The following is a 20,650-nucleotide window of genomic DNA, read 5'->3' on the forward strand; positions in this document are numbered from 1 at the left end:
GCCACTTTCGCGACGTCTGGCGTCCCGAAAGTGGCTTTCGCGACATGGTTGAGGGCCGGGAGGGGTAGCGAAAGGGCCCTTCACCGCAGCGGATGCGGTGAAGGGCCCTTTCGGTTCAGCTACGGAACTCAGTCGTCGTCGTTCGAGCCGAGGGCCGTCTTCGAGACCTGCATGAGGAACTCGATGTTGGTCTTCGTCTTGCGCAGACGCGAGATCAGCAGGTCGATGGCCTGCTGCGAGTCCAGCGCGTGCAGCACCCGGTGCAGCTTGTGGGTGACCGCGAGCTCGTCGGGCGAGAGCAGCAGGTCTTCCTTGCGGGTGCCGGACGGGTTGATGTCCACCGCGGGGAACACGCGCCGCTCGGCGATCTTCCGGTCGAGCTTGAGGTCCGCGTTCGCGGTGCCCTTGAACTCTTCGAAGATGACCGTGTCACCGGTGGACCCGGTCTCGACCATCGTCGTGGCGAAGATCGTCAGCGAACCGCCGTTCTCGATGTTGCGCGCCGCGCCGAGGAAACGCTTCGGCGGGAACAGCGCGGTCGAGTCGACACCACCGGAGAGGATCCGGCCGGACGCCGGGGCCGCCAGGTTGTAGGCACGGCCCAGACGGGTGATCGAGTCGAGCAGCACGACGACGTCGTGGCCCATCTCGACCAGACGCTTCGCCCGCTCAATGGCCAGCTCGGCGACCGAGGTGTGGTCGGACGGCGGACGGTCGAAGGTCGAGGCGATGACCTCGCCCTTCACCGACCGCTGCATGTCCGTGACCTCTTCGGGACGCTCGTCCACGAGCACGACCATCAGGTGGCACTCGGGGTTGTTCGTCGAGATCGCGTTCGCGATGTCCTGCATGATCGTCGTCTTGCCCGCCTTCGGCGGCGACACGATCAGCGCGCGCTGTCCCTTGCCGACCGGCATCACCAGGTCGATGACGCGGGTGGTGAGCTTGTGCGGCTCGGTCTCGAGACGCAGCCGCTCGTTCGGGTACAGCGGGGTCAGCTTGGTGAACTCGGGACGGCGCTTGGACTCGTCCGGCTCCAGGCCGTTGATCGAGTCGACGCGCACCAGCGGGTTGAACTTCTGCCGCTGCTGCTCGCCGTCGCGCGGCTGGCGCACGACACCGGTGATGGCGTCACCGCGGCGCAGGCCGTACTTGCGGACCAGCGAAAGCGAGACGTACACGTCGTTCGGCCCGGCGAGGTAGCCCGAGGTACGCACGAACGCGTAGTTGTCGAGCACGTCCAGGATGCCCGCGACGGGCAGCAGGACGTCGTCCTCGCGGATCTCGGTGTCGGGCGAACCGCCCTGCTCGCGGCCACCGCCGGAGCCCCGGCGGCGACGGTCGCGGAAGCGACGGCCGCGACGGCCGCCTTCCTCGTCGTCGTCGCCCTGCTGGCCCTGGCCACCCTGACGCTGGCTGTTGTCCTGGCCGCCGCCCTGCTGGTTGCGCTGGCGGTTGTCCTGGCCGCGGTTGTCGCGGTTGCCGTCACGACCACCGTCACGGTTGCCCTGACGGTTGCCGCCCTGCTCACCGCGGTCGTTGCGGTCGCCCCGCTCACCGCGGTCACGCTGCTGGCCGCCCTGCTCGGGCGAACCCGCGGCACGGTTGGAGCCGCGGCGACGACGGCTGCGGCCGCCCTCTTCCTGCTGCGACTGGCCGTCCTGCTGGTTGTCCTGCTGCGCGGGCCGCTCGGCGGCGGGCGCGGAGCCGTTCTCGGAAGACTTCTCGGCCTTTTCGGCGCGAGGGGCCTCGGCCGGGGCGGTCTCCGCCTTCGGCGCTTCGGCCTTCGGGGCCTCCTGCTTCGGGGCCTCGGTCTTGGGCGCGTCGGCCTTCGGGGCCTTGCGCGGTGCATCGATCCCCTCGAGCGGAAGCGTTTCGCTCGCCGCCGCGGGGGACTTGCGCTTGGTCTTGCCCTGGCGCTCGCGGATGGCCGCGATCAGGTCGCCCTTGCGCATCCCCGTGGTCTCGCCGATGCCAAGATCCCCAGCGATCGAGCGCAGTTCGGCGACGGTCTTGCCGGTCAATCCGCCGACCGTGCGCTTGGGAGCGACGACGCCGTTCGACTCGGCGGCGCCACCTTCGACGTCGCTCAAAAGATCGGTGTTGCTCACAAATGTCCTTCCTGACCGATCCACGCCTCCAGGTGGATCAGCGGACCGCCGCTCGCGTCCGATTGCGAAACGGCGTAGTTGGCCCCCGATACGGGCGATCAGCTCCTCGGCCGTGTTGAACACAGCTAGAAGGCCTCCAGCACAGGGATTTGCGTCCTCCAAATGGAGGAAGCGGAATTCGGCACCGCCGGAACCGGGAACCCGCCTGTGTCAATCTGCCAGCCCCCGCTTGCCAGGCTGTGCTAGTTGCCGGACGCTCTGCGGAACTGGCGGATCAACGAAGGATGCGGGCCAAGGATGACACTGGTCACCTGGACCGGCACCGGGTGCGGAAACGCACGGTGATCGAACGCCCCCGAGGGTAGACCGCGCCACGGCCCGGTGCAACAACCACCCCCCGCGTGGCGGGATGGGGCTCCGGCATGTGACCGAGGCTTTACTGAGCCGCAACCTGCACGCCGCCCGGATCGATCGGCAGCTCGGTGACGTCGAAAGATGTAACGTCGACACCCGCCGGGAGTATTCCGCCGGTGGTCAGCGCGAGCACGGTCGGACCGGCCCCGGAGATGGCCGCGGCCACCCCGGCGGCCCGCAAGGCGCGCACCAGTTCGCTGCTCGCCGGGTACGCGGGCGCCCGGTAATGCTGATGGAGCCGATCTTCGGTCGCGGAGAGCAACAGGTCGGGGCGCGCGGTGAGCGCGTGCACCGCGAGCGCCGCGCGACCGGCGGTGAACGCCGCGTCGGCGTGCGGGACCTGGGCGGGAAGCAGCCCGCGCGTCGCGTCGGTCGAGGAGCGCAGCGCCGGGACGGCGACCACGGGCCGGATGTCGTGATGCGGCTGGAGCCGTTCGGCGCGGAACCGCTCGCCCTCGTTCCAGGCGACCACGAAGCCGCCCAGGAGGCTCGCCGCCGCGTTGTCGGCGTGCCCTTCGAACCCGGCGGCCAGCTGCAGCGCGTCGTCGTCCAGGGGCTTCTCCGCCAGCGCGTACGCCGCCGCGACGCCGGTCACGACCGCGGCCGCGGACGAGCCGAGGCCGCGGGCGTGCGGGATGGCGTTGAAGCAGCGCAGGTGCAGCCCGGGCGGCCGGAGGCCGAGGTGCTCGCAACCACGCCGGAAGGCCCGGACGACCAGGTGCGATTCGTCGGTCGGGACGTCGTCCACGTCACCGGCGCCGGCGTCGACGACCTCGATCTTGAGGCCGGCGTCGGTGACCTGCAGTTCGACCCGGTCGTAGAGCGCCAGCGCCAGGCCCAGCGTGTCGAACCCCGGGCCGAGGTTCGCCGAGGACGCCGGGACCTTGATCTTGAGCAGCGTCATCGCAGGTCCAGCGCGGCGGCGACGGCGGTCGGGTCGACGGCGAGCGGCTCGACCTCGACGTTGCCCTCCAGCGCCGTGGCCGGGTCCTTCAGACCGTGTCCGGTGACGGTGCACACAACGGTCGAGCCCTTGGGCAGGCGCCCGTCGGCGGACGTGGCGAGCAGGCCCGCGACGCTGGTCGCCGAAGCGGGCTCGACGAACACGCCTTCCTTGCTGGCGAGCAGGCGATACGCCTCGAGGATCTTCTCGTCGGTGATCGCTTCGAACAGCCCGGCGGACGCGTTCTTCGCCTTCATCGCGCCGTCCCAGGACGCGGGGCTGCCGATGCGGATCGCGGTCGCGATCGTGTCCGGATCGGCCACCGGCTCGCCGTGCACCAGCGGCGCGGCGCCGGCCGCCTGGAAGCCGAACATCCGCGGGGTGTTCTTCACCACACCGTCACCGGCGTACTCGGAGTACCCGGCCCAGTAGGCGGTGATGTTGCCCGCGTTCCCGACCGGCAGGCAGTGGATGTCCGGAGCCTTGCCGAGTACGTCGCAGATCTCGAACGCGGCCGACTTCTGCCCGGCGATGCGGACCGGGTTGACCGAGTTGACCAGGGTCACCGGGTAGTCGATGGCGGTCTTCTGGGCCAGTTCGAGGCAGTCGTCGAAGTTGCCGTCCACCTGCAGGATCCGCGCGCCGTGCAGGACGGCCTGGGCGAGTTTGCCCATCGCGATCTTGCCCTGCGGGACGAGCACCGCGCAGGTGAGCCCGGCGCGGGCCGCGTACGCCGCGGCCGACGCGGAGGTGTTGCCGGTGGACGCGCAGATGACCGCCTTGAGCCCGCTGGCGAGCGCGTGCGTGATGGCCACGGTCATCCCGCGGTCCTTGAAGGACCCGGTCGGGTTCGCGCCTTCGACCTTGAGGTGGACCTCGCAACCGGTCAGTTCCGAGAGGTACGGAGCGGGCAGCAACGGGGTGTTGCCCTCGCCGAGGGTGATCACCTTCGCGCCGGCCGGGACCGGGATCCGGTCGGGATAGGCCTGGATGATCCCGGGCCACGGTTGGGAAATCACTGGTCTTCGCCTTCCACGCGCATCACGCTGACGACCTGGTTCACCACGTCGAGCTCGGCAATGTCGTCCACAGTGGACCGCAATGCCGCGTCCGGCGCCAGGTGGGTGACCACGACCAGGCTGGCCGTGTCGTTGGCGTCGCGCTGCCGCACCGCGGCGATGCTGACCCCGTGCCCGGCGAACGCCTGGGCCACCTGGGCGAGGACGCCCGCTCGATCGGCCACGTCGAGACTGACGTGGTACCGCGTCGGCGTCTGGCCCATCGGCCTGACCGGGAGCGCGGCGTGCGCGGATTCGCGCGGGCCACGGCCGCCGACGACCCGGTTCCGAGCCACCGCGACGAGGTCGCCGAGCACGGCACTCGCGGTCGGCGCGCCACCGGCGCCCTGACCGTAGAACATCAGTTCACCGGCGGCGTCGGCCTCGACGTAGACGGCGTTGTACGCGCCGCCGACCCCGGCGAGCTGGTGGCCGCGCGGGATCATCACCGGATGCACGCGCGCCGAAACGGATTCGGTGCCGTCGTCGGCGGTGACGCGCTCGCAGATGGCGAGCAGTTTCACCGTGCGGCCCAGCACGTTCGCCGCCGCGAGGTCCGACGCGGTCACGTCGGCGATGCCCTCACGGTGCACATCGGACGCCGTGACGCGGGTGTGGAACGCGAGCGAGGCGAGGATCGCGGCCTTGGACGCGGCGTCGTAGCCGTCGACGTCGGCCGTCGGGTCCGCCTCCGCGTAACCGAGCCTGCTGGCCTCTTCCAGCGTTTCCGCGTAGCCGGCGCCGGTCGAGTCCATCGCGGACAGGATGTAGTTGGTGGTGCCGTTGACGATGCCCATCACGCGGGTGATGCGGTCGCCCGCCAGCGATTCGCGCAGCGGGCGCAGCAACGGGATCGCCCCGGCGACGGCCGCCTCGAAATAGAGGTCCACACCGGCCGCGTCGGCCGCCTCGAACAGCTCCGCGGAGTGTTCGGCCATCAGCGCTTTGTTCGCCGTGACAACGGATTTCCCGGCCTTGAGCGCGTCGAGCAGCCACTCGCGCACCGGCTCGATGCCACCGACCAGTTCGACGACGACGTCGACGTCCGGGGAGGTGACGAGCTTCGTCACGTCGGAGGTCACCAGTTCCGGCGGCAGCTCGGGGTGCTTGTCGGGGCGCCGCACCGCGATGCCCGCGAGCTCCACCCTGGCGCCCGCCCTGGCGGCGAGCTCCCCGGCCTGCTCGGTGAGCAGCCGGACGACCTCGCCGCCGACCGTCCCGCAGCCCAGGAGGGCGACCCTGATCACGCGTCCGTCCACAGTAGACACTTGCTAGACCTCCAGGCGCAGCATGTCGTCCGTCGTCTCCCGCCGCAGCAGCAAGCGGGAGCTGCCGTTGCGCACGGCCACCACCGCGGGCCGCGGCTGCCGGTTGTACCCGCTGGCCATCGAGTAGCAGTACGCCCCGGTGGCCGCCACGGCGAGCAGGTCGCCGGGAGCAAGGGTGTCGGGCAGCCAGCAGTCGCGGACGACGATGTCGCCGGACTCACAGTGTTTTCCCACGACCCGGGACAGCGCGGCGGCGACCTGGCCGTCGCCGTCGTCGTCGGACGTCCGGGAGACGAGACGGCAGTCGTACACCGCGTCGTAGAGCGCGGTGCGGATGTTGTCGCTCATTCCGCCGTCGACGCTGACGTAGCGCCGGGCTGCCTTGTCGCCGAGCGAGACGTCCTTGATGGTGCCGACCTCGTACAGCGTGATCGTGCCGGGACCGGCGATGGCGCGGCCCGGCTCGCCGGCGATCTTCGGCACCGGGAGGCCCGCGTACTCGCATTCCTTGCGGACGATCTCGCGGATCTGCGTGATCATCTGCGCGGGTGGCGGCGGGTTGTCCTTGTCGGTGTAGGCGATGCCGAAACCGCCGCCGAGGTCGACGATGGACAGCTGGTCGAGCAGCTCGGTGCCGTGTTCCTTGGCGAGTTCGGCCAGCAGGCCGACCACGCGGCGGGCGGCGACCTCGAAGCCGTCGGCGTCGAAGATCTGCGAACCGATGTGGCTGTGCAGGCCGATCAGCTTGAGCGACGGCGCGTTGAGCACACGGCGCACGGCCTCGGCCGCGTCACCGGAAGCCAGCGAGAAACCGAACTTCTGGTCCTCGTGCGCGGTCGCGATGAACTCGTGGGTGTGCGCCTCGACGCCGACGGTGACCCGGATCAGCACGTTCTGCACGACGTCGTTCCGGGCGGCGACGTCGGCCAGCCGCGCGATCTCGAAGTAGGAGTCGACCACGACCGTGCCGACACCGGCTTCGACCGCGGTTTCCAGTTCGGACAGCGACTTGTTGTTGCCGTGGAAGGTGATCCGCTCCGCCGGGAAGTCCGCGCGCTGCGCGACGGCGAGTTCGCCGCCGCTGCAGACGTCGAGACTCAGCCCCTGCTCGGCCACCCAGCGGGCGATCTCGATGGACAGGAACGCCTTCGACGCGTAGTGCACGAGCGCCGGGTCGTCGAACGCCTCGGCGTAGTCGGCGCACCGGGACTTGAAGTCGGCCTCGTCGACGACGAACAGCGGCGTGCCGTACTTCTCGGCGAGTTCGCGGACGTCGACGCCCGCGATGCGCACGACGCCGTCACCACCGCGGAAAGTGTTGCGGGGCCAGACTTTCGGGTACAGCCTGTCGAGTTCCTCAGGACTCGACGGCGGGAAACCGGAGGCGTCGGCGTGGGGGTAGACGTCGGCGTGGCGGGGGCCCGCGGGGTGAGCCATTGATTACATCCGTTCCGGAGCAGAGACACCGAGCACGGTGAGGCCGTTGGCCAGCACCTGGCGAGTCGCTTCACTGAGCGCGAGGCGGGAGAACGTGAGGGGGGTGGTCTCCTCGTCGCCCTTCGGCAGGACCCGGCCGACGGCGTTCCACTTGTGGTAGGCGCCGGCGAGTTCTTCGAGGTACCGGGCGACACGGTGCGGTTCGCGCAGCTGTGCGGCCCGGCGGAGGACGGTCGGGAATTCGCCGAGTGTGCGGATCAGATCGCCCTCCGCGGGCAGCGTAAGCAGGCCGAGGTCGGCGTCGCCATCGAATGTGAGTCCGAGGTCGGAAGCGTTGCGCTGCAACGAGGCCAGCCGCGCGTGGGCGTACTGGACGTAGTACACCGGGTTGTCGTTGGAGTGCTTGCGAAGCAGGTCGAGGTCGATGTCCAAAGTGGAATCGACGGAGTAGCGGATCAGCTCGTAGCGGGCCGCGTCGACGCCGACCGTGCCGACCAGGTCCTCCATGGTGATCACGGTGCCCGCGCGCTTGCTCATCCGGACGGGCTTGCCCTCGGAGACCAGGTTGACCATCTGGCCGATCAGCACCTCGACCACGGCCGGGTCGTCGCCGAACGCGGCCGCGGCGGCCTTGAGCCGGGCGATGTAGCCGTGGTGGTCCGCGCCGAGCATGTAGATGCAGAGGTCGAAGCCGCGCTTGCGCTTGTCCTGGAAGTAGGCGAGGTCACCGGCGATGTAGGCGGGGTTGCCGTCCTTCTTGATGACGACGCGATCCTTGTCGTCGCCGTGTTCCTTGGACTTGAGCCACCAGGCCCCGTCCTCGAAGTACAGGTTCCCGGAGTCCTTCAGCTGCTGGACCGACGACGCGACCGCGCCGGACTCGTGCAGCGAGTTCTCGTGGAAGTAGACGTCGAAGTCGGTGCCGAAGTCGTGCAGGCTCTGCTTGATCTCGGTGAACATCAGCTCGATGCCGACCCGGCGGAACGTCTCGGCCCGCTCGTCCTCGGGCAGCGACAGCGCGCTCGGCTCCTGGCGGATGACCTCGGCGGCGATGTCGTTGATGTAGCCGCCCGCGTAGCCGTCCTCGGGGGCGGGCTCGCCCTTGGCGGCGGCGATCAGGGACCGGACGAAGCGGTCGATCTGCGCGCCGTGGTCGTTGAAGTAGTACTCGCGGGTGACCTGGCCGCCCTGCGCGGACAGCACGCGGCCCAGCGCGTCGCCGACCGCGGCCCAGCGGGTGCCGCCGAGGTGGATCGGGCCGGTGGGGTTCGCCGAGACGAACTCGAGGTTGATCTTCACCCCGGCCAGCGTGTCGCCGAGGCCGTACTTCTCGCCGGCGTCGAGCACCTGCTGCACGATCTGGCCCTGCGCGTCGGCGGCGAGCCGCAGGTTGAGGAAGCCCGGCCCGGCGACCTCGGCCGATTCGACGCCGTCGGCGGCGGCGAGGGCCTCGGCCAGCGCGTCGGCGAAGTCGCGGGGCTTCATGCCCGCCTTCTTGGCCACCTGCAGCGCCAGGTTGGTCGCGTAATCGCCGTGCTCGGGGTTGCGGGGACGCTCGATCGTCACCTTCTCCGGCAGCACGGAATCGTCGAGGCCGCGCGCGGTGAGAACCTGCACGGCTGAGTTACGGACCAGGTCGGCGAGAGCTGCGGGAGTCACTCGCGGAATTCTAGGTGTGACCTGGTCCGGGCTTCGCAGCGACCGCCGGAAGGTGTGAGCCAAGCCGGTGATCTTCCGACTGTTCACGGTGATCAGACGCGCGGTCTCTACACTGGCCCGCGCAGGGACCACCCCCTTTGGAGAACGCAGGAGCCATGGCTAACGGGACAACCAGAAAAAAGGGCGCGTCGTCGAAGAACGCCATGAAGGCCGCCCGTAGTTCCGTCGTGTCCAAGAAAGGCACGCCCTGGGGCACGATCATCGCGGTCGTCGCGATCGTCGCCCTGGCCGCCTCGGTGGTCACCTACTACATGATCGCCTCGGCGCCGAAGCGCGACCAGAAGACCCGCGAAGAGGCCGCTGCCGCCTTCGCGCCTTCGCAGCAGGACCCGGACCCCTCGAAGCGGATCAACGGTGTCGTCACGGCCGAATACCCGGGCCAGGCGCACGTCACGGCCACCGAGCGTGTCGCCTACGACAAGATCCCGCCCTACGGCGGCCCGCACGACCAGGCCTGGGCCGCGTGCAACGGCGTCGTCTACGAGAAGGCCGTCCGCAACGAGAACATGGTCCACGGTCTCGAGCACGGCGCGGTCTGGATCGCCTACAACCCGGCGCAGATCTCCGGTGAGGCGCTCGACCTGCTGAAGGTCCGCGTCGAAGGCAAGCCGTACACGGTGATGTCGCCGTACCCGAACCTCGACAAGCCGATCTCCCTGCAGTCCTGGGGCCACCAGCTGAAGCTGGACAGCGCCTCCGACGAGCGGATCGACCAGTTCATCGCGGCGCTGCGCACCAACCCGTTCGGCGCGTACCCCGAGCGTGACGCCACCTGCGACGCGCAGATCGAGCCGGGCGACTTCGACCCGACCCCGCCGGGGCCGGACGCGAAGCCGATGGACTACAAGGGCACCGCGGGCACCCAGCAGGACCAGCCCGGCGCCGGTCAGAGCGGCATGCCGTCCGCTCCCGCCACCCAGCCCTCGGCGCCCGCGAGCAAGTAGTGAGCCAGATGGACCCCGATCTCCAGTACGTCGACGAACCCGGCGACGAAGCGCCGCGCTCGGCCAAGAGCCGGTGGCTGGTGATCGGGGCCGCCCTGGTCGTCATGCTGATCCTGGGCTTCGGCCTCGGCGCCCTGACGACCAGGCTGATCGACTCTGGGCCGGAGCAGACGAGCCCGGGAGCGGGTTCGGTCGAGGTCGGTTTCGCGCAGGACATGTCGGTGCACCATCTCCAGGCCGTCACCATGGCGGGCTGGGCGCGGGACCACACGACCGATCCGGCGATCAAGACCCTCGCGTTCGACATCGAGCGCACGCAGACCGGCCAGGTCGGCCGGATGAAGGGCTGGCTGGGCCTGTGGGGCCAGCCCGAGCAGACGACCGGCGCCTACATGACCTGGATGACCGAGCCGATGGCCGGGCATTCCGGGCACGGTGGCGCCGACATGAAGCCGTCGAACGGCGCTCCGATGCCGGGTATGGCGACGTCGGCCGAACTGGCCAAACTGCGGTCGCTCACCGGCAAGGAGATGGACGTCTTCTTCCTCCAGCTGATGCTGCGGCACCACATGGGCGGCACGGAGATGGCCCAGTACGGCAACGACCACACGTCCATCGCGGACGTGAAGTCGCTGACGCGGAGCATGCTGGTCTCACAGGGTGCGGAGATGGACTTGATGAAGTCGCTGCTCCAGGAACGCGGCGCCTCCCCGCTCCCCGCCTGACGCCTTCCCCTTACGCATTTCGTCCTCTGGATGCGGTAGTTCGCGTTACGGACCACCGCATCCAGAGGACGAAATGCGTGGGTTCACCAGGAGAGTTCCCGGCAGCGCTGCGCGCATTGGGGCACTTCTATCTGCAAGGTCGCGTGCTCGATCGAGTAGCGGTTCGCCAGGAGGTTCTGCGCCTCGGTCAGCACCTCCGCCTGCTCGACGGTCGGCGCGATGGTGAGGTGCGCCGAAGCGACCTCCATCCCCGACGTCAGCGTCCAGACGTGCAGGTCGTGGACGTCTTCGACACCCTTCAGCCCACCGAGTTCAGCCTGGATCCCGGCGACATCGACGCCCTTCGGCGCGTGCTGGAACAGGATCCGCAGCGCGCGCCGGGCAAGCGCGTAGGTGCGGGGCAGGACGAACAGGCCGATCGCGACACCGATGATCGGGTCGGCGTACCGCCAGCCGGTCAGCAGCGTGATCGCGCCGCTCAGCAGCACGCCGACGGAGCCGATCAGGTCGGCGAGGACCTCGAGGTACGCGCCCCGGACGTTGATGCTCTCCTCCGCGCCCTTGCGCAGGATCAGGAAGGAGACGATGTTCGCGACGAGACCCGCGGCGGCGGCCAGCAGGACGGGCAGGCCGGGCACGGCGGGCGGGTCGCTGATCCGGCCGATGGCCTCGTACAGGACGTAGCCCGCCACGCCGAACAGCAGGATGGCGTTGCCCAGCGCCGCGAGCACTTCGGCCCGGTAGAACCCGAACGTGCGGGTGAGGGTCGGGCCGCTGCGCCGGGCGAGCAGGATGGCCGCCAGCGCCATGCCGACCCCGAGGACGTCGGTGAACATGTGCGCGGCGTCGGAGATCAGCGCGAGCGAGCCCGTGGCGAACCCGACGATGAACTCCATGACCATGAAGCCGGCGCCGATGACCAGCGCGATCGTCAGGCTCTTGAGGTAGCGGCCTGACGCGCTCGACGGCGAGGTCGTACCGTGCCCGTGCCCGTGACCCATTGCTCCGCCTCTCGTGAAGTCGACAGGCCGAATATATTGTCACATGCGCATATGTGCAATACAGGTGAGCCTAAGTTCACTTTGTCTTAAGCCACACACGGAAGCCATCCCCCAGGAGGGCCTTCCCGAAACCTGAAACCGCCACGCACCGCTACCGGAGTGACCGGAAGAACCCCCGCAGCTGATCGACGAAGATGTCCGGCTGCTCGAACGCGGCGAAGTGGCCGCCCTCGGCCGACACCTCGTACCAGCGAAGATCGGTGTAACGCAGCTCCGCCCAGCGCCGTGAAGGGCGGATGATCTCGCGCGGGAAGATCGAGATACCCGAAGGAACTTCAACCGCCGAGACGTCCCGCTCCTTGTTCTCCCAGTAGATCCGCGCGGACGAAGCAGCCGTTCCGGTGAACCAGTAGACGGAGATCGCGTCGAGCATCTGCCGCCAGGACAGCGCGGTCTCCGGCGAGCCGTCGTTGTCAGTCCATTCCCAGAACTTCTCGGCGATCCAAGCCGCCTGCGCCGCGGGCGAGTCGGTCAGCCCGTAGCCGACCGTCTGCGGGCGCGTGGCCTGCTGCTGCGAGTACGCGGACCCGACCTCACGGAAGCGCGCGAGGTCGCCGATCGCCGCCCGCTCCTCCGGCGTCGGGTCGCCCAGCTTGCCCGCGTCGTACGGGACCCCCGCCATGTTCACGTGGACGGCGATCAGCCGCTCCCGCGCGACCTTGGCGAGCATGTTCGTCACCCCGGCACCCCAGTCGCCACCCTGCGCGGCGTAGCGCCCGTAACCGAGGCGGCCCATCAGCTCGTCCCAGGCGCGGGCGATGCGCTCGACGTTCCAGCCCGTCGACGACGGCTTGTCGCTCCAGCCGAAGCCCGGCAGCGAGGGCGCCACGACGTGGAACGCGTCCGCCGGATCGCCGCCGTGCGCGGCGGGATCGGTCAGCGGGCCGAGCACGTCGAGGAACTCGACCACCGACCCCGGCCAGCCGTGCGTGAGCACGAGCGGTGTCGCGTCCGGCTCCGGCGAGCGGACGTGCAGGAAGTGGATCCCGAGGCCGTCCACAGTGGTCTTGAAACCTGGGAAGGCGTTGACGCGATCGGCGAGGCCGAAGTCGTAGTCCTCCGCCCAGTACCGGCACAACTCGCGCGCGAACTCCAGCGGGACCCCCTGCTCCCAATCGTCCACGGTGGCCGGCTCGGGCCAGCGTGTGGCGCGCAGCCGGGTCCGCAGATCGGCGATGTCGGCTTCGGGAATCCGGACTTCGAACGGTTCGATCACGACGTCCTCCAGTTCATTGGTCCCACCAACGCTAGCAGGATTCGTTGGTCGCGCCAACGGTTCGGTACGCTGCCCCGATGAGCACCGCCCCCGACCGGCTCCGGACCAAGGCCAGCTGGCTGGTCAACCAGGCCGCCACCGTGGCCCACCGGCTCGCCGTGGACGAGTTCGCCCGCAGCGGCGCCCGCCGGTACCACTACGGGATCCTGGCGGCCATCGACGAGAACGGCCCGTCGAGCCAGGCCACCCTGAGCCGCTGCACCGGCATCGACCGCAGCGACGTCGTCGCCGTCATCAACGAACTCGCCGACGCCGGCTACGTCGAACGCGCCCCCGACCCGGCGGACGGGCGACGCAACCTGATCACCCTCACCGACACGGGCACGCGACGCTTGGGACACCTGGAAGCCCTGGTCAGCGAGACCCAGGATGTCTTCCTCGCGCCACTCGAACCCGCCGAACGAGAGCAGCTGACCCGGCTCCTGGCCCGCGTCGTCGAGCATCACCACGGTTAACGACCACCTCGCGCGAGGAGGCCAGGCGGGGTGCGCTAAGCTTCACACGTCGCTCAGGCGGCAACGCCCTCGTAGCTCAGGGGATAGAGCACTGCCCTCCGGAGGCAGGTGTCGCAGGTTCGAATCCTGCCGAGGGCACATTTCCGGCCAAGCTAAAAGCCGTTCGCCATTCTAGGCTGGACAGTTTATGTGCTAAGAATCGCGGCAAAGCCCTCTGCGACGGTGAGCCGCGGTAGCATCGTTCCCCGGCGCGATCCTGCGGATCCGTCAGCTACTCCTCCAGTAGCTCACTCCAGCGTGAGCCCTACGTCAGCACCAATCCCATCGCGGGCCACGCGCGCATGCTCAGCCAGACCATCTCGGCGGGCCGACCGCAGTCAATGACGCGAAGGCAGCGGCTGACGCTGGTCCACGAACTCCGCACCCTGACCGAACTACCCGCTCGCCGCTTGGCCCGGTTGCACACCAGTGGCACCACCAGAGACTCGTACCAGCGCATGGCCACAAACACAACACGTGAAGCCGCTGCTGGGACGCCTACAGTCTCTCCGTGATCGCCCCGAAACTACTGGATCACTTCTACGCCGAGCTCCGCCGCGATCACTCCCGGCGTCCACGGAAAGGCATCGCTGCCGACCACTCGCCCCTCCACGGGCCGCAAGAGCCACTACTTGCCTAGCGATACCTACCACCATGCCGTGCACTGGTTGGATTGGCCGAAACCCACCACGGACGGTGCCCCTCCGCCCGAAGCACACCTGAAACCCCGGCCACCGCAGCCAGGGCACCCGAGCATGGACGCCGCTACGCGATACCCAACACCGAACTGGCCAGCCTCGCAAGCACATTCGACAAACCACTCGACCACATGCGGCACAGCCGCCGCAAAAAAATTGATCCATTCGCATGCTTAGAACAAGATCGCCGCTGAATGATCCCAAATACCCAGGCACCCTCGATTTCACAAAAATCTCAGCAGGCCACCCAAGGAGAGAAATCGAGGGATGCAAAACTTGCAACCATCCACCAGAGCAAAATCAACGATCAAGATTTCTTAATTTATCTCGCCACCTCGACATCATCTCGTCCGAGATAGGCTCACATATCTCCGGCGACGAAAACTGGAACAAGAAGTCTTTGAGTGCATCTCTATTTTCAAGCTGAAAACCCAAGTCGTCGCGCCCCTCAAGCGTGTCAGCCCATAGTTGAACACTCGCGACATCCAGTCCTCCTGACAGGAAGGCCTGCACGACATTCAGAGCATCCTTGACCTCGAATGTGACCAGCTCGCCATCACTATCCCAGCCAAACGACACCAGGCGATCGACCGCCTGCCGCAGAGGAACACGGAGTTCGACCAAGTCGCGCAGGGCTTCTTCTCGCCCATAATCCTGTGACTCATGCATCATGGACCCATCTTATCTTTCACGTGAGCCACCGATCCGTCCGGCAGCACCGTCGTCTTGAGATAGCCGGTCGTCTTACCATCAAAGCTCACAGTTTTCTCGTACATGGCATAAGAATTTGGCACTCTTCCCGGCACACGAGTCTGGAATTTGACCGATCCTCCTGGCAGCCCAGTGATGGCGGTTTCTTCAGCCGCATTGGGCAGTTTCTTCTGATAGCGAAGGAGGTTCGATGCCTGCCCAGGAGTGAGGTCCTCCACACCCAGGTTACGCAGTGATTCTCCATTCGTCGGTCCCGCGCCAGGCTTCGATCGACCTGCCAAACCGCGCCCACCCGCAGTTAAACCGGCACCCACAATTGCCATAGCAGCACCGAGAATACTATGAATTGTCTCCGCAATCCCTTCCGCGCTACTACACTCGTCAAAGTTGTCGACACAGTAAGTTGCCGCGATTATTTTCGCACCCTCTACGTCATTTTCAGTCTCTGGCGCAAGCAGATAATTCCTCGCTTTTTCGCAAGCAAGCTTACCGAAACAAATATTCGTATCAGGGTCCACATTCGATGGCATCGGAAAGTTCCAGTATTCAACCGTGCTCATGTTGAGCACTTTGTCGAATTCCGCGTAGAGGTTTCCACGCTTGCGGGTACTCGGCGAGTTCTTCTTGATCCATTCTTTACGCTTGGATGCAGCTTGCCCTCGCTTGACGCCCTTTTGCTTTAATTGTTCGTCGCTGTAGTGCCCATGAACATCTGCGCCGTAGGAGCCGTCTGGGAGTTTGGCTCCGGGGTCGATTCCGCAGTCGCCGCGCCATCCGACGCAGTAGCCGGGCGAGTCCTCCGGTGCGAGGCCGGAGGGGTCACTCAGTGTGATCGGGTTGTTGTTAGCGTAGCTGTAGCCGTTGATCTGCTGCGGGCTGCTCGGATCCATGAGCGGGTCGAGGGAGATGAACCGGCCGAGGTCCGCGTCGTAGCTGCGGGCACCGAGAGCGGTCAGACCGGTCGAGGCATCGATCGTGCCGCCGACGAAGCCGCGTTCGCCCGGCATGTCGGCGTTCGGGCCGCGCTGGGCGCCGAACGGGGTTTGACGGCGTTGTTTGACCGTGAGGTCGCTGGCGTTGATCGCGACCTGCGCGGTGCCTTGGTGGTCACCGGCGAGCCAGGTCAGGGCACCGCTCTTGCGCATCGCGATGGTCAGGCCACCGTGGGTGTAATACCGGGTGGTCGTCGCGTTGCCGCTTGCTTTGTCGAGGCGGACCTCCTGCGCCCCGAGGTACAGGGTCGTGCCGGTGGGGTCGCGGCGGATGAGGCGGCTGCCGTCTGCGTCGTAAAGGAAGGTCGTGTCGGCGGTGCCGTCGGTGACCTTCTCAAGGCTGTTCTCGACGTTCCAGTCGAGGTTCTGCTGCCCCGAGGTACCGGGGCGGGTCTTGGTGTTGCCGAGTTCGTCGTAGGTGTACTGGGCTGTCTTGCTACCCGCCGGCCCCTCGGAGGTGACCGAGTTCAGCAAGTGCGGCTTCGGTGTGCCAGGCGCGGCGTAGCTGTACTTGCGGGTGATGTCACCACCGGCGACGTGCTGAGTGTCGCCGGTGCGGTTTCCGGGCTTGTCGTAGGCGTAGGACTGCCAGTACGGAGCAGGACCACCGAGGGCGTTGACCGCGGGAGGAGCGCCGCAGTCGGTGTTGGCGGGTGTCCAGGCTTCGGTGAGGCGTTGGAGATAGTCGTAGCCGAAGCACTGTTTGTCCGCCGGTTGCCCGATCGGGGCGTTGGAGATCGAGGTGATGTTGCCCGCGGGGTTGTAGCTGTAGCGGGTATCGGTTTGCATCGGCTGCGGCACTTCGGCGTCGACGATGGTGCGGTCGAGCCTGCGGGTGTTGGTGTCGTAGTAGAAGGACAGCCAGGCGCGTTTGCCGTTGGTGCTGGTGCTGCTCGAGCCGCCGAGATGAAGGCGTTGCGGTTCGCCGTAGCGGGTGTATTCGGTTTCGGATACGTAGGTCTGGAAGTCGTCGTCCACGCCGCCATCGGCGGTGAGGACGTTGTTCAGTTCGTCCTGGGTGTAGGCAACGGTCTCGGGCGAGAGGTCACCGGCCTTTGGGTAGCCGACCGCACCGAGGCTCCCGTCCTCCTTGTACGACAGCGAGGTCTGGTAAGTGCCGGCCAGCTTCGGCCCCTCGCTCGGCGGAATGATGATCGACTGCACCAAAGGCTGGTATAGCGGTCCGTAGACATTGACCTTGTTGATGTAGGCGTTGCCGTCGACCCATCGCGTGGACGACGCGAGCTGCCCGATTCCCTTGGGCGCGGTGTCGTAGGCCCACTCGCTGAGCTTGGTCCCGTCGAGGCTGTCTTTGAAGACGCCTGTCTTGCGGCCGAGTTTGTCGTAGCGGAACGCGAGGGTGGTGTTGCGCCCGTCGGTGCTCGAAATCTGCTGGTTCAGCTTGTTGTACTGATAGGTGGCGGCGCCCCGGTCGGGATCGTCGGTGCGGATCAGGGAGCCGTGGATGTCGTAGGTGTAGGACCAGCGGTTGCCGCTCGAGTCGGTGAGTGCGGCGAGTTTGTCGGAGTTGGTGTAGTCGTACTTGGTTTCGTCGTAGTCACCGGTCGGCTGGGCACCGTGGTACTGCCGGAGAGCACGGGTACGGCCGCGGGCGTCGGTGATCGTGGTGGTCGCGCTGGCACCGTCCGGCGGTGTGACGCTGACCGAGTCACCGCCATAGGTGGTGCTGGTACGCCATTCCGTGGTCCCGCCCCGGTAGGTGGAGGCGACCGCGCGGCCGGCGCCGTCGAAGTCGGTGACGGTCAGACCCGGCACCTCGGTGTCGCTGGCCACCCACAGGGAGGTATCCACCGGTTTGTCGTTGTAGTAGGGCTGTGTTGTCTTGTAGGCACGGCCCTGCGAGTCGTAGCGCGTGTCGACCAGCAGCCTGCCCCCGCCAGGCGCGGGCGCCTGGACTTGGCGGGTCCGGTAGAGACCGTCGAGGATGGTGGTCGAGGTGACGTAGCTGCTGTTGGGGCCGAACCGCATCGACGTGATCGAGCTGGGCGCGTCGTTGCGGACGTCGTAGGTGAAGCGTGCGCTTGGTTCGGTGGGATGGTCCGCGCGAGGCCGGTTGGGCTGCCAGACTTCGGCTTTGCGACCGAGCGCGTCGTAGGCGATTTCCATGACCCGGCTGTTCGGGTCGGTGATCGTCCGCGCCGATCCCCACGCCGGTTCGTAGACCGTGGTCGTCTTATGCCCCAGAGCGTTGGCGGTGACGAGCTGGGTCACCGGACCGCTGGTAGCAGGGGTGTAGGTCGAGGTGGCGGTGTTGCCGTCGGCGTCGGTGATTTCGACCGCGCGTCCGTGGACGTCGCGTTTGGTCTTCGCGACGGGACGGTAGACCGGGGTGAAGCCGTTGTACCCGTCGACCTCTTCGGCCAGCGTGACGTCGCCTACCGTGGGCGGGACGCCGGGTGCGAGCGTGTCGTAGGACGACCGGACGTCGGAGATGGTGTCGCGGGGGTAGACCGGCAGGAACCCGCACACCGTGGAGAGGGTCTCGACCCGGGACGGGAAGTTCAGCAGCCACCGGTCGGTGTTCTGGGTGTAGGTCGTGTTCGTGCAGCGCTCGTCCCCGGTGACGTTGATGTCGCCGTGGTCGGTGACCTTGGTCGGCAGGCCGTTGGGGTCGTAGTCCGTCGTGGTTTTGGTGGTCCGCCAGCCACCCGCCGCCAGCGCGGTGAAGGAGCGCTGCGTTCCGGCTCGGACGATGTACGCCTTGTACACGCCGCGGGTCGCGGTCGGCCCTTGCCAGATGGGTTCGGTGATCGACTTGCCGACGACAGCGCCGGCTTCGCCGTTCTTGGTGAGGCTTTCCAGCTCCAGTCCCTGAAGCCAGTCCTCGTCGACGTGGGATCCGCCTTCGCTGTCCGGGATGCTGACGGGCCGTGTGCCGTTGTTGGGGAGCTTGTCCCCGTGCATGCCGCGGAAATAGCGGGTTTCACTGTAACTGTTCGGCCCGCTGGGATTGTCGGCTTTACCGGTGCGGACGATGACCTTGCCGAAGCCGCGGAACTCGTTCCAGGTCTTGTCCTTCTCAGGCGCGAACTCGGAAGTGGTGTAGTGCCACGCCGCGCCCTCCGGGTACTCGTAGTTGGTGACCTGCTCGGAACTGGTGCTCATCCAGTCGGACTGGACGACGGATCCAACGACGTATTTGTGGAAATAGTCGGTGCGTTCGGCGAAATCCCGCTTGGTCCACGTCACGGGGAAACAACGCTTGCTGTTGGTTTCCGGCTTGTCCGGCAATGAGGTGGCGCTGCAGTCGGCGGGTGCGTAGTTGATCGTGGTGACGCCGCCGGCTTCGGAGACGATGGCGGAGAGCCGATAGCGGTTGAGATAACCGACGCCGTCATCCTTCACGACGCGGTTCGGCAGCTTCTTGCCTTCGAACGTGACCTTCGGCAGCGTGATGGACGTACCGACGTGACCGGCGTGCGTGATGGACTTGAGCCAGAGAGCGGCTTTGTTGCCGTCGTCCGGGTTGGGGAACGACTGCTCGAGGGTCCAGCTGTCGACGTCGGTGTAGCCGGTGCCTGCGCGGACCTGGGTGGTGATCTTCGCCAGCCGTTTGGTCGACCAGAACGTGGGGCTGTAGTGATCCTTGCAGGTGGGCCCATCACAACGATCGGCCAGGGCGACATCGGGGAAGTTCTCGGTCTTGTCGAGGGTGCACACGCTGCCGGGAACGCACCGATCCGCGGTCGTGAAGGTCACCTTCCCCGTCGCGGGAGCGGGATCACCCTCACGTAGGCCGTATTGGATCTCTTTCAGCGTGCCGCCGCGGACATAGGAGACCGCGGTGTCTTTGACGTTCTGCCCATAGTTGTTGGTCTCGATGTCGTAGCTGTAGAGGATGAGGTTGCCGTGCCGGTCGACGACCTTGTCCAGGTTCCAGCGGTAGGCCTGGGTGCAGGCGGAGTTGTCGAACTTGTTGTCCGCCGCGTGACAGGGTTCGCCCACGTCGTCGCCATAGACGGGCACGGTCCAGGTCGACTTCGAAGCCGGCGCGGACCCGAAGAAGTACTGGGTGCCGTCGACCGTGGTGATCTTCCAGTACTCACCGTCACGAGCGCCGTTCGCGGCACCGGTGAGGTGCTCGATGCGAGAACCGTTGTCGCTCTTCTGCCGCCACACCTTCTTGTCGGTGTCATGGATCAGCATGCCGCCGGATCCGTTGTAGACGGCGGTGGCGTTGTCGCTCTTCCAGCAGAGGTCACCGACCTTGGGCGGAGTGGTTCCGCCCTCCTTGTCGTCCTGGCAACTGCCGTAGGTGCGTTCGACGAAGCCGGGGTGCAGGTCCCAGCCGTCACCGACCCACGACGCCTGGTTGTTGGTGGCACTCGTGCGCCCGTCGACGGTCGACGAGTTGTAGGACAACGCCAGGTTGGGCTGCAGATCCCCTGGCGCGGGCGGAACGCGCAGCGGGTACGACCAGGTGAAGTCACCGGTCTGCTTGGACACATCCCACGTCGCTGTCGGCGACAGGGACGTGGCGCCGCTGTTGCCGCTACCGTCAGGCGTGGTGGAACCCGTCGGCTGGGGTCCGGTGAGCGCGGCCAGGCTCGCTTCATCGAGGTCTCGCCCCTGCATGGTCTGCTTCGTCACCGGAGTCGAGTTGACGTTCGGTGAGTCGACGCTCCAGCCGTTCGCCGCGTTCGCGACTTGCGAGGTGCTGACGCCGGTCACGACCAGCGAGCAGATCAACGCCACGGTGAGAGTTCTCGAACTACGGCGGGTAGCCGGTTTCGGTCGCATCAGTTCTCCAGGCTGGACAAGGTGAGGCTCTGCCCGTG

General features: G+C 67.2%; 13 protein-coding genes and 1 tRNA gene. 4 read left to right on the forward strand and 10 right to left on the reverse strand.

All coding sequences use genetic code 11. The features are described 5' to 3' along the window. Positions 1 to 128: 128 nt before the first annotated feature. From rho to argS, 6 genes are all read right to left on the reverse strand, one after another. Complete coding sequence (rho, locus tag AB0N89_RS11435; protein WP_364203269.1) at positions 129 to 2,111, reverse strand: transcription termination factor Rho; 1,983 nt, start codon at positions 2,109 to 2,111, stop codon at positions 129 to 131. A 436-nt stretch (positions 2,112 to 2,547) separates the two neighbouring features. Then, on the reverse strand, positions 2,548 to 3,429 hold the full coding sequence (gene thrB, locus AB0N89_RS11440) for a homoserine kinase (protein ID WP_364203272.1): 882 nt from the start codon (positions 3,427 to 3,429) through the stop codon (positions 2,548 to 2,550). Further along, positions 3,426 to 4,487, reverse strand: a complete 1,062-nt coding sequence (gene thrC, locus AB0N89_RS11445) for a threonine synthase (RefSeq protein ID WP_364203274.1) — start codon at positions 4,485 to 4,487, stop codon at positions 3,426 to 3,428. Before thrC ends, thrB begins: the two co-directional genes overlap by 4 nt. Continuing rightward, complete coding sequence (locus AB0N89_RS11450; RefSeq protein ID WP_364203277.1) at positions 4,484 to 5,794, reverse strand: homoserine dehydrogenase; 1,311 nt, start codon at positions 5,792 to 5,794, stop codon at positions 4,484 to 4,486. The genes thrC and AB0N89_RS11450 overlap by 4 nt, the downstream gene beginning before the upstream one ends. Before the next feature lie 3 nt (positions 5,795 to 5,797). Then, positions 5,798 to 7,231: a diaminopimelate decarboxylase gene (gene lysA / locus AB0N89_RS11455; RefSeq protein WP_364203280.1), complete on the reverse strand. Its 1,434-nt coding sequence runs from the start codon at positions 7,229 to 7,231 to the stop codon at positions 5,798 to 5,800. Positions 7,232 to 7,234: 3 nt separating this feature from the next. Beyond that, positions 7,235 to 8,890 carry an arginine--tRNA ligase gene (gene argS / locus AB0N89_RS11460; protein WP_364203283.1) on the reverse strand — a complete coding sequence of 552 codons (1,656 nt, stop codon included), beginning with the start codon at positions 8,888 to 8,890 and terminating at the stop codon, positions 7,235 to 7,237. A gap of 203 nt (positions 8,891 to 9,093) precedes the next feature. Here argS and AB0N89_RS11465 point away from each other — a divergent pair, with 203 nt between their 5' ends. Further along, positions 9,094 to 9,894: a DUF3105 domain-containing protein gene (locus tag AB0N89_RS11465; RefSeq protein ID WP_364203286.1), complete on the forward strand. Its 801-nt coding sequence runs from the start codon at positions 9,094 to 9,096 to the stop codon at positions 9,892 to 9,894. An 8-nt stretch (positions 9,895 to 9,902) separates the two neighbouring features. Continuing rightward, a complete protein-coding gene (locus AB0N89_RS11470; protein ID WP_364203289.1) occupies positions 9,903 to 10,619 on the forward strand; it encodes a DUF305 domain-containing protein in 717 nt (238 codons plus the stop codon). A gap of 83 nt (positions 10,620 to 10,702) precedes the next feature. Here AB0N89_RS11470 and AB0N89_RS11475 read toward each other — a convergent pair whose 3' ends face one another. Both AB0N89_RS11475 and AB0N89_RS11480 read right to left on the reverse strand, forming a co-directional pair. Continuing rightward, positions 10,703 to 11,620, reverse strand: a complete 918-nt coding sequence (locus tag AB0N89_RS11475) for a cation diffusion facilitator family transporter (protein ID WP_364203292.1) — start codon at positions 11,618 to 11,620, stop codon at positions 10,703 to 10,705. A 151-nt stretch (positions 11,621 to 11,771) separates the two neighbouring features. Beyond that, positions 11,772 to 12,896: an epoxide hydrolase family protein gene (locus AB0N89_RS11480; RefSeq protein ID WP_364203294.1), complete on the reverse strand. Its 1,125-nt coding sequence runs from the start codon at positions 12,894 to 12,896 to the stop codon at positions 11,772 to 11,774. A gap of 77 nt (positions 12,897 to 12,973) precedes the next feature. Here AB0N89_RS11480 and AB0N89_RS11485 point away from each other — a divergent pair, with 77 nt between their 5' ends. Together AB0N89_RS11485 and AB0N89_RS11490 are read left to right on the forward strand one after the other, a co-directional pair. Next, entirely contained in the window at positions 12,974 to 13,411 is a 438-nt protein-coding gene (locus tag AB0N89_RS11485) for a MarR family winged helix-turn-helix transcriptional regulator (protein ID WP_364203297.1), read from the forward strand. Positions 13,412 to 13,476: 65 nt separating this feature from the next. After that, a tRNA-Arg gene (locus tag AB0N89_RS11490) sits at positions 13,477 to 13,549 on the forward strand. 899 nt (positions 13,550 to 14,448) lie between these two features. Here AB0N89_RS11490 and AB0N89_RS11495 read toward each other — a convergent pair. Together AB0N89_RS11495 and AB0N89_RS11500 are read right to left on the reverse strand one after the other, a co-directional pair. Further along, complete coding sequence (locus AB0N89_RS11495) at positions 14,449 to 14,820, reverse strand: hypothetical protein (RefSeq protein WP_364203300.1); 372 nt, start codon at positions 14,818 to 14,820, stop codon at positions 14,449 to 14,451. Continuing rightward, complete coding sequence (locus tag AB0N89_RS11500; protein ID WP_364203303.1) at positions 14,817 to 20,567, reverse strand: RHS repeat-associated core domain-containing protein; 5,751 nt, start codon at positions 20,565 to 20,567, stop codon at positions 14,817 to 14,819. Before AB0N89_RS11500 ends, AB0N89_RS11495 begins: the two co-directional genes overlap by 4 nt. Positions 20,568 to 20,650: the final 83 nt, after the last annotated feature.

The organism is Amycolatopsis sp. NPDC089917, assembly GCF_040684635.1.
Lineage (GTDB): Bacteria > Actinomycetota > Actinomycetes > Mycobacteriales > Pseudonocardiaceae > Amycolatopsis.

Excerpts from the sequence above, each read along its gene's own strand:
- thrB (WP_364203272.1), bottom strand. The coding sequence starts at position 3,429 with ATGACGCTGCTCAAGATCAAGGTCCCGGCGTCCTCGGCGAACCTCGGC.
- lysA (WP_364203280.1), bottom strand. The coding sequence starts at position 7,231 with ATGGCTCACCCCGCGGGCCCCCGCCACGCCGACGTCTACCCCCACGCC.
- AB0N89_RS11465 (WP_364203286.1), top strand. The coding sequence starts at position 9,094 with ATGAAGGCCGCCCGTAGTTCCGTCGTGTCCAAGAAAGGCACGCCCTGG.
- AB0N89_RS11470 (WP_364203289.1), top strand. The coding sequence starts at position 9,903 with ATGGACCCCGATCTCCAGTACGTCGACGAACCCGGCGACGAAGCGCCG.
- AB0N89_RS11475 (WP_364203292.1), bottom strand. The coding sequence starts at position 11,620 with ATGGGTCACGGGCACGGGCACGGTACGACCTCGCCGTCGAGCGCGTCA.
- AB0N89_RS11485 (WP_364203297.1), top strand. The coding sequence starts at position 12,974 with ATGAGCACCGCCCCCGACCGGCTCCGGACCAAGGCCAGCTGGCTGGTC.
- AB0N89_RS11495 (WP_364203300.1), bottom strand. The coding sequence starts at position 14,820 with ATGATGCATGAGTCACAGGATTATGGGCGAGAAGAAGCCCTGCGCGAC.